The organism is Taibaiella soli (assembly GCF_003236175.1).
Taxonomy (GTDB): Bacteria; Bacteroidota; Bacteroidia; order Chitinophagales; family Chitinophagaceae; genus QKTW01.
Genome location: NZ_QKTW01000002.1, coordinates 21,051 through 33,703, shown reverse-complemented (window position 1 = coordinate 33,703; position 12,653 = coordinate 21,051). Strand labels below are relative to the sequence as shown.

The 12,653-nt window shown below is 42.6% G+C and carries 12 protein-coding genes; 6 read left to right on the top strand and 6 right to left on the bottom strand.

Annotation, left to right across the window (positions count from 1 at the left end; translation table 11 throughout):
• Positions 1-129: 129 nt before the first annotated feature.
• A complete protein-coding gene (gene dnaE / locus DN068_RS00465) occupies positions 130-3,747 on the bottom strand; it encodes a DNA polymerase III subunit alpha (protein WP_110996911.1) in 3,618 nt (1,205 codons plus the stop codon).
• Between the two features lie 190 nt (positions 3,748-3,937).
• Here dnaE and DN068_RS00460 point away from each other — a divergent pair, with 190 nt between their 5' ends.
• The 4 genes from DN068_RS00460 to DN068_RS00445 are packed head-to-tail and all read left to right on the top strand — an operon-like array spanning position 3,938 to position 6,516.
• A complete protein-coding gene (locus DN068_RS00460; RefSeq protein WP_110996910.1) occupies positions 3,938-4,360 on the top strand; it encodes a hypothetical protein in 423 nt (140 codons plus the stop codon).
• Positions 4,361-4,417: 57 nt separating this feature from the next.
• Positions 4,418-5,992, top strand: coding sequence for an energy transducer TonB (locus DN068_RS00455; RefSeq protein WP_110996909.1), 1,575 nt, complete (start codon positions 4,418-4,420; stop codon positions 5,990-5,992).
• Between the two features lie 16 nt (positions 5,993-6,008).
• Positions 6,009-6,287 carry an acylphosphatase gene (locus DN068_RS00450; protein WP_110996908.1) on the top strand — a complete coding sequence of 93 codons (279 nt, stop codon included), beginning with the start codon at positions 6,009-6,011 and terminating at the stop codon, positions 6,285-6,287.
• A gap of 25 nt (positions 6,288-6,312) precedes the next feature.
• Complete coding sequence (locus tag DN068_RS00445) at positions 6,313-6,516, top strand: YwbE family protein (protein ID WP_110996907.1); 204 nt, start codon at positions 6,313-6,315, stop codon at positions 6,514-6,516.
• 68 nt (positions 6,517-6,584) lie between these two features.
• Here DN068_RS00445 and DN068_RS00440 read toward each other — a convergent pair whose 3' ends face one another.
• The 5 genes from DN068_RS00440 to DN068_RS00420 all read right to left on the bottom strand — a co-directional run bounded on the left by DN068_RS00440 (position 6,585) and on the right by DN068_RS00420 (position 11,368).
• Positions 6,585-7,889: an anthranilate synthase component I family protein gene (locus DN068_RS00440; protein ID WP_243630013.1), complete on the bottom strand. Its 1,305-nt coding sequence runs from the start codon at positions 7,887-7,889 to the stop codon at positions 6,585-6,587.
• Positions 7,890-7,906: 17 nt separating this feature from the next.
• The gene (locus DN068_RS00435; protein ID WP_123985171.1) at positions 7,907-8,377 is read right to left on the bottom strand and encodes a hypothetical protein; all 471 of its coding nucleotides are present in this window, start codon (positions 8,375-8,377) and stop codon (positions 7,907-7,909) included.
• A gap of 88 nt (positions 8,378-8,465) precedes the next feature.
• Positions 8,466-9,731: an adenylosuccinate synthase gene (locus tag DN068_RS00430; RefSeq protein WP_110996905.1), complete on the bottom strand. Its 1,266-nt coding sequence runs from the start codon at positions 9,729-9,731 to the stop codon at positions 8,466-8,468.
• Positions 9,732-9,840: 109 nt separating this feature from the next.
• A complete protein-coding gene (locus DN068_RS00425; protein WP_123985170.1) occupies positions 9,841-10,428 on the bottom strand; it encodes a hypothetical protein in 588 nt (195 codons plus the stop codon).
• Between the two features lie 25 nt (positions 10,429-10,453).
• A complete protein-coding gene (locus DN068_RS00420; protein WP_110996903.1) occupies positions 10,454-11,368 on the bottom strand; it encodes an SPFH domain-containing protein in 915 nt (304 codons plus the stop codon).
• Positions 11,369-11,446: 78 nt separating this feature from the next.
• Here DN068_RS00420 and DN068_RS00415 point away from each other — a divergent pair, with 78 nt between their 5' ends.
• On the top strand, positions 11,447-11,887 hold the full coding sequence (locus DN068_RS00415) for an IPExxxVDY family protein (protein ID WP_110996902.1): 441 nt from the start codon (positions 11,447-11,449) through the stop codon (positions 11,885-11,887).
• A 38-nt stretch (positions 11,888-11,925) separates the two neighbouring features.
• On the top strand, positions 11,926-12,486 hold the full coding sequence (gene fic / locus DN068_RS00410) for a protein adenylyltransferase Fic (protein WP_110996901.1): 561 nt from the start codon (positions 11,926-11,928) through the stop codon (positions 12,484-12,486).
• Positions 12,487-12,653 lie beyond the last annotated feature (167 nt).

The window sequence follows — 12,653 nt, the reverse complement described above, 5'->3', positions numbered from 1 at the left end:
GCAAATGTACCACCAATATTGATTCAACACAATAGAAGACGATTATTCGCAAATAGTTGACAGGGACATTATTGACAAGTTTTCCCCATTCCGGAAATTATCAACTTCGAAAGCTGATTATCAATCTTTTTAATTCGTAATCTCCAGCGAATATTTAACATCTTCGCTACCCTGCAAAAACTGAATCAGTTCATCGTTCAATTCCAGCCTCATATTGAGGGTTTTAAGGCGAATATCCATTTGCGCAGCGTGATCTACTACCCTGAAAATAACATCCGTCGAACCAGGATAACGCTTTACATTGTCCATAAAGAAAGCCACCATTGGTTCATCCAGCTTATGTAAGGGCAACAGCAGGTGCAGCTTTTTCGTCATGGTTTTACGCACCTGATCGAGCAGCATGATATTCTGAATCTCAAATTCCATGACACCGGGGCGGAAACGGTGCTCTTTGTAAGAACCCTGCACCATAATCGTCTGACCGTTGTCGATAAAATTATTGTACTGCACGTAGTTGTTTTCCCAGAAAAGAAGCTCCTGATTACCGCTGTAATCGTTGATTACCATCTTACCAAACTTACTACCCTTCTTGGTCACCATATGTGCAGCATCAGTGATAAAACCTGCAATGCGCACCGTTCTGCCTTTATTATTTTCCAGCTCGCTGATCGGCATCATGCCATAGTTGTCCATCTCAAAACGGAAACCATCTAACGGGTGCGCGCTGAGATAGATACCAATTACATCTTTCTCTTTGTTGAGCAATTCCGGTAGCGCCCAGGTATCGCATTCCGGCATTACCGGCGGTTTTACATCAGGCATTGTTGTTGCACCAAAAAGACTGTTGGTAGCAACGGAAGTACTTGCCTGAAACTGATTACCGAAACGTACGAGACGCTCCATACCCGTTACCGGATCTGTCGGCGGCGCAAAGAAGTACTGCGCACGGTGCATTTCTTTGAAGTTGTCCATAGCACCTGCCAGCACCAGGCTTTCCAGCGATTTTTTATTGACCGTACGCTGATTGACACGGCAGATAAAATCAAATACTGTAGTGTATGGTCCGCCGTTTTCTCTTTCAGAGATAATATCTTCTACTGCAGCTTCACCTACCCCTTTGATGGAGTTCATACCAAAGCGGATAACCCCTTTTTTATTTACGGAGAAACCTTTCAGCGACTCATTCACATCCGGTCCTAATACTGCCAGATTGATGCGCTGACATTCTTCCATGAAAAAGGTAATCTTCTCAATACTGTTGGCGTTGTTCATTACCGCAGCCATGTATTCTGAAGGATAATGCGCTTTCAGATAAGCGGTCTGATACGCTACGAATGCATAACAGGTAGAGTGCGATTTATTGAACGCATACTGGGCAAATGCTTCCCAGTCGGCCCATATTTTATTCAGTTTGTCTTCAGGATGCCCCTTTTTAGTAGCTCCTTCCACAAACTGGCTTTTCATTTTATTCAGAATGGCAATCTGCTTTTTACCCATCGCTTTACGCAATACGTCGGCATCTCCTTTAGAGAAACCTGCAAGCTTTTGCGAGAGCAACATTACCTGTTCCTGATATACCGTAATACCGTACGTGTCGGCCAGGTACTCTTCCATTTCCGGAACGTCATATACGATTGCCTCTTCCCCGTGTTTACGCTTGATAAAGTTTGGGATATACTCGAGCGGACCCGGACGATACAAGGCGTTCATCGCAATGAGATCGGCAAATTTATCGGGCTTCAGTTCGCGCAGATATTTCTGCATCCCGGGACTTTCAAACTGAAACGTACCATTCGTATCACCGCGCTGATATAGCTCATAAGTAGCCAAATCATCAAGCGGAATGTAGTCGATATCGATGGTGATACCGTGGTTTCTTTTAATCAGATCAAGCGCATCCTTAATGATGGAAAGGGTTTTCAGACCCAGAAAATCCATTTTGATTACACCTGCGTCTTCAATGATTTTGCCTTCAAACTGCGTAATGAGAAGGTTTACATCCTTATTCGCGCAAACAGGAAGTAATTCAGTCAGGTCTTTTGGCGCAATGATGATACCCGCTGCGTGAATACCCGTGCCGCGCACAGAGCCTTCCAGCTTTTCCGCTTCGTGCAGAACACGCCCCGGCAGCGTATCCGTCATCTGATAGATTTCACGGATCTTATTTACGTTCTCAATATCTTCACCACCGAGACCTTCTTTTTCCTCCAGACTTTTCTCCCCTTTCAAGGGTGCGTGCAATACACGTTTCAGAGAAATACCCGGTTTTTCCGGCACCAGTTTTGCTAATCCGTTCGCCTCCGGCAAAGGAAGATCCAATACACGGGCAACGTCTTTGATACTCATTTTGGCAGCCATTGTACCATAAGTAACAATGTGCGCCACCTGGGTTTTACCGTATTTATCGACCACATAATCGATTACTTTCTGACGACCAGTATCGTCAAAATCTGTATCGATATCGGGCATACTTTTACGTTCCGGATTTAAGAAACGTTCAAACAGAAGATTATATTTAATCGGGTCAATATTGGTAATACCTGTACAGTAAGCAACTGCAGAACCCGCCGCAGAACCACGTCCCGGGCCAATGAACACGCCTAGATTACGACCAGCTGCAATAAAGTCTGATACGATTAAGAAGTAACCCGCGAAACCCATCGTACGAATAGTGAAGAGCTCAAATTTGATACGCTCTTCAATTTCCGGTGTGATTTCTTTATAACGTTCTTTGGCGCCCGTCCAGGTAAGATGTTCGAGAAATGCATCCTGATCATCGTTAAATTCTGTTGGCACTTTAAAGTGCGGCAGCAGGATTTCACGTTCCAGTTTCAGCGGCTTTACCTTCTCTACAATACGGTTGGTATTGTCGATCGCCTCCGGCAAATCGGCAAACAACGTGGACATTTCCTGCGTTGTTTTGAAATAGAACTGATCGTTGTAAAACGCAAACCGGCGGTCTTTCATCGACACATCGTCATCGCTGAAATCCTTCATTGTAGGCGTAGCCTGCTTTTCACCTGTGTTGATACAAAGCAGGATATCGTGGGCATTATAATCATCGCGCTCTACATAGTGAGAGTCGTTGGATGCAATGATGGGCACGTTGTATTTACGTGCAAATTTTACAAGAACATTGTTGACTGTAATCTGCTCTGGGATATCGTGTCGCTGAAACTCTACGTAATAATCATCACCAAACAGATCCAGCCACCATTTAAATTCTATCTCGCCCGCTTCCTCGCCTTTTTTCAGAATCGCACGCGGCACGGACGCGCCAAGACAACAAGTCGTAGCGATCAGGCCTTCGTGATATTTCAACACCAGTTCCTTGTCGATACGCGGATATTTACCGTACATCCCTTCCATGTAACCCAGCGAACAGAGTTTCACCAGATTTTTATACCCTACTTCATCTTTGGCCAGGAAAAGCTGATGACAACGAACGTCTTTATCGTCTTTAGAGAACTGACGTTTATGACGATTCTCTACGAGGTAAAATTCACAACCCACAATCGGTTTTACCACCGGCTCCATGATATCTTTCCCTTCCGGCGTCTGCCCCACTACCTTTTTATTCTTCCATGCTTCCGATACAAACTGAAACGCGCCAAACATATTACCGTGATCTGTAATAGCCACGGCTGGCATTTCGTCTTTCATAGCTTTTTCATAGAGACGGCCGATGCTCGAAGCACCGTCCAGAAGCGAAAACTGGGTATGATTGTGTAAATGGGAAAACTTCATCTTGTCCGGCTTATTTGTGGGTATTTTGAACCTGTAGCGAGCCTACAAAATTAACAAAAAACGGGGCTGAATATTGTCTTTACTTATCCACAGTATCTGCAGTTTAAGAAGCTGATTATAAAAGCTAAGCTTTAACATAATCACACGCACAAATAACCTAATTTTATAACATGAACTAAAAATATTCGTTATGAAACGGTTCATTTTTATAGCATTTTGTGGGGTGGTTTCCTTTGGATCATTGCGTGCCCAAACACTTTCCGTTCAGGTACCAACAAAAAAGGATTCGCTCAGTCAGAAAGAGATGTCGGATGAAAAGAAAAGAACTGACGACATCACCCATAAAAAACAAAATGAAAACAATCTCGATAAAGAGAAAAAATCCCGGCATTATGCCAATGAATTGTATTACGAAGATAAATCCACGCACAAAGACTCATCTTATGTTCACCAGGACAAATCTGATCTAAAGGCAATTCGTACGGATGTGCATACTACAAAATCAGATTTGCACAAAAATGAAAAAGCCATCTCTCAGGATGACCGTACCCTCAACAAAGATTTCCACGCCATCAAAAAAGACAGCCTAGAAGCGGTAAAAGAGAAAAAGTAAATATTCATTATTTGATTTGTTTTCATTCGGTTACTTTTGCGGCATTCGTATCATGCTATGAAGTATACCGCTATCCTCGTCTGCCTTCTTCTTTGCAGCCTCTACTCTTTTGCACAAAACGATACCATTTTTTTTAATAAATCATGGAAACCGACCACAAGCCGTGACAGTGCTGCTTATTTCCGTTTAAAGCCAAAAGCAGAGAATGGGCTGTATCATGTAACGGATTATTACATAAGTGGCATTCCGCAAATGGTAGGCACGTTTTCCCAAATTGACAGTGAAGTGAAGGAAGGATATTTTACTTATTATGATTCGCTTGGACATAAAGAGGATGAAGGTGACTATCGAAACAATAAGCGCAATGGTTTTTGGAAATTCTATTATTCTAACTCCGACAAACTTAAATATACTGGCCTTTTCAGGAAAGACTCCGCCGAAGGCGTATTCCACTATTACCATGCAGCGACCGGAAAAATGTATAATCGGATTGAATATAAAAATGGAAAAAAGAATGGTGAATCGCTAGCTTATTTCGCTGATGGAAAAACACTGCACTATAAAAACATCCTACGTAAAGACACAATACTTAGCCAAAGAATATATGATTCAGCAAGCGGCTTTCCAATAAATATATATGACTACGATCCAAAAGCAGACACATCATATCGTACAGTTTATTTTCGGGGCACAAAAAAAGTTTCCCAGATACATCGCTTTGGCCATTTCTATACCGGCAACACCTATAGTTTTGACTCTTTAAGCGGCAAGCTCCGTTCAACCGGACATTTCACAAACAATATTCCCGATAGCATCTGGACATATTATCGCAAAGGAACAAACATCCTAAGATCAACACAAAGACACGGCTCAGATACAATACGTTTTTGGACTGTATTTTACGATACACTTAATGGAAGAACTTACAAATCCAGTGAGGGTAACTGCATACATACGCAAAACGACAGTACATGGTACAGATATTATCCTAACGGCGCAGTAAAAAGCATTTCTTATTACGTAAATGGCAAGCTAGATAAGGGTTACACATCCTACGATTCTCTTGAAAATATATTATCGAAAGGCTATTATGCTAGTGGTGAAAAGACAGGTGTATGGCAATACTGGGATCCTAAAACACTAACCCTACTGGCCAAAAAGAGTTATCTATCTGGACATCTGGTGGGTCCTCAGGAGTATTATTATCCTAATGGAAAAATAAAAACAAGCGAACATTACAATATCTATACCCAGATGACAAACGGAAAAAGCTATACCAACGATGGCAAAGAAACAGAGTATAAACCTTCCGCGATTAATGCATCTTTTCCAGGTGAATTCGACGAGTATAAAGAAACTTATCTCGTTTATCCGCCCTCTACACTCATCATGAACGAAGGAAAAGTAAAAATTAAATTCACGATAGCGGAAGACGGTGGTATTAGCGATACAAAATTAGTGGATGGTATCGGTTTACTTTGGGATGAAAATGCCCTTCGTTTCGTAAATGAAATGCCGAAATGGAATCCAGCTTATTATAATGGCTTACCTACTGAATCAGTTTGCTACATGACGTTCGTCTATAAAAAAGATCCTGCGCATATCAAGGTAACTTATTCTAATAATCCTTAAATCCTAACTTTACCAGATGACAACAACCCATCTGCTCATCTCCGGAAAAGTACAAGGCGTTTTTTATCGTATATCTGCAAAAAAAATGGCGGATCAGCTTGGTGTGAAAGGCTGGATACGCAATACGCCAGATGGCAATGTAGAAGCACTGCTACAGGGTGATCAGGACATCATCAACCGTTTTATCGCCTGGTGTAAAAAAGGTCCGGATGGTGCTCAGGTAAGCAGTGTGCAGGTTGCAACCAAAGACAACACGGCATTACTTACAGCTGCTTCTTTTGAAATTGTGTCTTAATCAGTTTTCAAATTATTTTTGCAGCATGAGTGGACAACGACGTGAAGATATTTATCCTGGCCTGGAAGTGGCTATTATCCTTAAGAAAGATCAACGCACCGGCAAGAAAACAATCGGTATCGTAAAAGATTTGCTGACGAGTTCACTGTATCATTCCAGAGGCATTAAAGTAAGATTAGAAGATGGACAGATTGGGAGAGTGACCGAGATTTTGGGAGATCCTGAGTAAGCCAAAAGCACAAAGCTTAAAGCATAAAACTTCCCCATACTAATACTTAAGTCAAAAAATGAGCAGCTTTAAGCTTTAAGCATAAAGCTTCGCTCAAGCGCCCATGCTTTCAACCGCATTTCATCGTATTCCTGTTGCGGATCGCTGTCGTAGGTAATGGCGCCACCGGTCTGGTAAGAAAGGTATTGTGTGCCGGCGTTATAAAATAAACTGCGGATAACCACATTAAAATCAAAATCACCATCGGGCGTGATATAACCTACCGTTCCTGAAAATAGCTCTCGTCGTGCCTTTTCGTATTTCTCGATCAACTGCATCACCATAATCTTCGGTGCACCGGTCATACTTCCCATCGGAAAAGAATAACGGATGGCATCAGTAAAAGGCTTGCCGGTCTGCAATTGGCCGCTTACTGTTGAAATCATCTGATGCACTTGCGGAAAAGTATAGATCTTAAACAACTCATCGACCGCAATGCTACCGACTTCACAACAACGCGCCAGATCATTGCGCACCAGATCCACAATCATCACGTTTTCGGCGCGCTCTTTAATGCTGGTTTGCAGTTCGGTTTTGCGCTGTTCATCTTCTGCGGCGCTCGTTCCTCTTTTAGCTGTGCCTTTGATTGGCTGCGAAAGCACCTTACTTCCCTGCTTCATCAAATAACGCTCCGGACTTGCAGACATCAGATGTTTATCTTCTAATCTGTAGTAGGCCGCAAATGGCGCAGGTGAGATTGTATTTAGCTTATGGAAAACAGTTACAGGATCGATCGTTACATTTTCGCAGAAACCTTCATTGCAGAAATTGATTTCATAACAATCGCCATCTTCGATATGCTTGCGCAAAGTATCGATGATACCAAGGTATTCCTGCTGTAAAATTCTTTGTTGAAAATTAATTTGCGGAAGTGCTGTTTCTTTAATCTCCGACGATTGCAAAATCTGATCATAGACCTCATCTGGAGTTAGTTTCAGCGATTCAATGCAGAGTTTGGTACGGTCTCTGTTGATATACACGACTATTTCCGGCTGAAAGAAACTGATATCCGGAAAATGCGTATTCGCCGTGTGATTACTGGAGAGCTTTGATTCCAGCTTGTTTTTGTAGTCATAACAAATATGCCCGAAAAGCCAATCCTGGCGCGTATCATGCCATTCCTGCAAATGGATCAGTGCATCTCCGTCGGAAGGACGCACCACTTCCTGACCACCGATGCCGGCCAGGCATTCGTAATTGCCAACAGGCGCATTATAGCCGTTGTTATCCAGAAAAAGAAGGATGCTGAACTGTTGTATCCAATTCAGCATCCTTAATTTTATAGATTCTGCGTCATTTTCCAGAAGCAGGTATGTAGCTTTCTTTCTCAGCAAGCGCGCGCTACCTGGTTTTAGAAATCGTCGTCATCGTCATCATCAAAACCACCACCTTCGTTAAAGAAACCAAGATCTTTAAATTCGTCGTCTACGTCAAAATCATCAGATTTAGAAGACTTTTTGCCTCCTGTAGATTTCTTTGATTTTGGCATGTCAAATTCTTCAAAGTCTTTGTCCATGTCATAGTCATCATCCTCACCTTTTCCAAAGTCATCATCTTCATCGTCGCCGAAGTCATCATCTTCATCATCCGCATCATCATCTTCGTCGTCTTCATCGCGGCTCTTAGCTTTGCTGGCCGTCGTGGTCGTCTTTTTGGCAGCTGTTTTTTTCTTAGGAGTTTCCGCCTCATCTTCTAAATCATCATCGTCATCATCCTCCGTGCTTTTCGCAGGTTTAGTAGACTCTTTCTTCGTTGTTGATTTAGCGCTTGGCGTTGCGCTCTTCTTGCTTGCTGCTTCGTTTTTTCCAGTATTTGATTTCATAGCGCTCATACCGTTATTGCCGTAAAATTTTAATTGTTTGCGGAAATTGCCAAATTTTTTTTTGTTTTAAAAAATATTATTTTTTCTACTAAGAAATTATTAATAATTGTTCTCTTCCGGTACCGTTGGAAACGTGACTGATTTTCGTTCCGATGTACTGCTCTACAAAGTGACAATAGTCTTTAAAAGTCTGCGGAAGTTCATCGTATGTAGTGCAAGTGCTTACTGGTGTTTCCCAGCCCGCAAATGTGTCGTAAACAGGCTCTACCTCCACACTGCAAAGATCGTAAGGAAGCTCTTTTGTTTCTACGCCATCGATCTTGTAGGCAACTGCAGCTCTGATCGGATTAAACTGATCCAGCACGTCTGCTTTTGTCATGATTAACTTAGTAACACCACTCAGCATTACTGTGTAACGCAGTGCAACGAGGTCAATCCAGCCACAACGACGCGGACGGCCTGTAGTAGCGCCAAATTCATGGCCTGCTTTACGCAGTTCTTCACCTGTTTCATCAAGCAGTTCGGTAGGAAAAGGACCACCACCTACGCGGGTACAGTAAGCTTTTGTAATGCCGTATACTTCGCCAATCCATGACGGAGCCACACCCAGACCGCTACAAACACCACCTGCAATGGTATTAGATGAGGTTACGAACGGATAAGTACCGAAGTCGATATCCAGCATGCTGCCCTGAGCGCCTTCTGCCAGTACTTTTTTACCGCCTTTCAGATGATTTTCCAGCCAGTATTCCGCATTTACGATGGTCAGTGAACGCAGATGTTCAATAGCCTCGAAAAACGCAGGTTCCCATTCCTGCCAGTTCACAACATTTTCGTACTGACCGAGCATCTGAAGATGCTTTTCTTTCAGTGCATTGTATCTTTTTTCAAAATCTTTGCTCAGCACATCACCAACACGCAGACCGTTACGACCTGTTTTGTCCATGTATGCAGGGCCGATACCTTTCAGCGTAGAACCGATTTTTTCTTTTCCTTTCGCAGCTTCAGATGCCGCATCCAGCGCACGGTGCGTAGGCAGGATGAGGTGAGCGCGGTGAGAAACGAACAATCTTTCCAGCAGATCCGGCTGCAAAGCTTTGATGGTTGTTATTTCTTTTTGCAATGTTACCGGATCAATTACCACACCATTACCGATAAGGTTCAGGCAATGTGTCTGGAATACTCCGGAAGGAATGGTATGCAATACCACCTTGTTCCCGTTTACATACAGCGTGTGACCTGCATTAGGTCCGCCCTGAAAACGGGCAATAATATCGTACTGAGCGGCGAGGAAATCCACAATTTTTCCTTTCCCTTCGTCTCCCCACTGTAACCCAAGCAATACATCTATCATAAATTAAAATTGGCGCGTAAAATTAATTGATTCCAATAAAAAATCCGACTTGACTTTAAAAAAGAAAAGTCGGATAATAAGCGGACTGGCTTCGTTTGAGAAATAATGATTATTTATTCAGAAAATCCAGGTCGAAAAAATACCGTGTCGGGTCTGTTTTGTCAACGTACAATGCGGTATGTTTCTGATTATCGAGTAAAAAAGAAATAGTTGCCTTGTCTTTCGTCAGTACGCGGCTTATAAAGCGCATGTTCCGGTTATTATACTTTGTTTTAAAAATCAGGATACTCTGGTGAATCTCCGCTAGTTTACGGTCCCTCACCGGATTTTTTAAAGCATCTATCACTTCGAAATATTTTTCCAGATCGCCGATTCCCTCCGGAAAACCTGTACCTGCATCGGCTTCAGGAATTGCCTGATAAGAATTATCCCTGATCTCGCAATCCGCAAGATTTACATCAATCATAATTCCGTTTGCTTTCAGATCTGATACATCGTGCAGCCGTTTCAGATGTTCCAGCTGGGCTTTTATCAAAGGCAGCCTGCGTAAAATGATGTAGGCCACAATAAGCATAAAAACGCCCAAAACGATAAAAACGACAGGATAAGGGATCATTTCCCCTTCATAAGACCGGAAAAACAGAATGGTGAGTATCCCTAACGCAAAAATGCTATATGCCAGAATTCGCCGTAACATAGGCTCGTTGGTGTGAAGTTAGTGGTTAGTTCTTCTTCTGCAAAGTTGACTGTAATTGTTGTAATGTACGCTGCATATTTTCGGCAGATCCATCCAGAAAGATCGTATTCCCTTTGCCGTTTTCTGCAAAATGCTTAATTGCGTCGGTCCACATCGAAAACAGGATAAAAGACGCATCCAGATTGGCATTTTCCATTTCTCTTGCGGCAATTGCCATACCACGAGCTACTTCTTCACGGAAAAGTGCCACACCCTGTCCTCTCAGTTGCGAAGCCAGTTTTTCGGCCTCAGCAGAGATCTTGATCGCATTACCCTCCGCTTCGGCAGCTTTGGTTTTGGTGATCAATAACGCCTGACCTTCGTTTTCGGCAGCAGCTTTCAGATTATTCGAAGCAACCACTTTTGCCATTGATTGCAGGATCACTTCGTCAAAAGAAATATCGTTCATCTGAAGGTCAAGCAAGTGATAACCCCAGTCTTCCAGCTGTTTATCAAGCTGTTCCTTTACATGATGGATAATTTCCATGCGCAACTGCAGTATTTCTGATTGCTTTTTGGTAGCTACGAATGCCCGTACTGAACCTTCTACCGAGCGAATCAGTGCCTGCATAAAGCTTCGGTCGTCCACAAACTTGAACGCTACGTTTTGAATGGTTTCGCTTTCCTGGTTAAGCACGGCATAAAGCATCATGGCGGAAAAATTGACATTGGCCTGATCTTGCGTAATGGCCTGAAATTTCAACTCCATGGAACGGTTTTGGTAAGAAACCCGCATATAAATACGCTCAATGAACGGTATTTTGAAGTTTAACCCGGGACGAAGAATACGTTGAAATTTTCCGAAAACGGTGATAACGGCTACGGTTCCCTGACGAACGGTGGTTACGGCAAGCAAGATCAGGATAAGGACAACAACAAATAAAACTGATATTTGAACCATAGTTCTTTCATTTTGTTTGGAAATATACAAAGAACACCGAATTTTGGGGCGGGGAGTTTTTTAAAAAACGCAAATAGGATGTCGCCGAAATGGACGTTGGATATGGCTGCAATGCAGGAGGATTTCTTTAGCGATTCCGTATTGATCGGAATCGTGAGTGCGCTCCCTGCCTATCGCCTGTGCTGGACGCTCAACCAACGGTTTACTTTACAATTCAGCCGCGAAATAGATCTCGATATATGTCTGCAACGTGCCGACGGACTGCTCCACTATTTTAATATCTACCAATATTGCGTGCCGCTCAACGGTACCCGCCATCTCTTATATAAGCTGAAACACAATAAAGAAGTTCTGCTGCCTGAGGTAAAACAACTGGATTATCTCTGGCTCATCCAAAGCAACTCAGCCGATGAAGATGCAGGCATTTACACCCAGCATCTCCGCAATTTCCCAGAAGTACAGCTGGCGCAAATCATTACTTTGGATCGGCTAAAGAATTTGAACCACCTTTTGGTGTAAGGGAAAATATGCTACCGAAATCTCAATTTTGAATTTACATGCAAAATAACATAGACAAAAAAAGCCTGGAAAATGCGTATCGTTTATTTGAAAGCGGCGACATCAATCATATAAAAACGGGAACAACGAAGGGCTTACAGCAGTTACACAAATATCTGTTTGACGGGCTCTATGATTTTGCGGGAAAAATACGTGCACAAAATATTTCAAAGGGCGGATTCAGGTTTGCAACGGTTTTATATCTAAATGAAATCCTGGCAAAAATTGAATTGATGCCGGAAAACACCTTTGAAGAGATAATTGCGAAATACGTGGAAATGAACATTGCGCATCCGTTTATGGAAGGTAACGGACGGACGATGCGCATCTGGCTCGACATGATATTAAAAGCAAGTCTGAAAAAGCTAGTCAACTGGCAATTTGTAGACAAGACACTTTATTTACAGGCAGTGGAACGCAGCCCCGTCAATGATCTGGAATTAAGGACCCTGCTTTTTGCGCATTTGACAGATGAAGTGGACAACCGCGAAATCATTTTCAAAGGCATTGAACAATCTTACTACTACGAAGGATATACAAAGGAAGATGACGATTTGTAGATTTCAAAACAGCCGGAGCAAATCACGGGGTTTAAATTTCAAGAATACCCAATACAATATATTAGCCTTTTTTGAGCATTCACCACTATTATCCCCAATATTGATTATCCGCTCATTATTGCCCTGAAATAAGCCTCTAATAAAAGTTTTGCGCATAGCGTGATTTT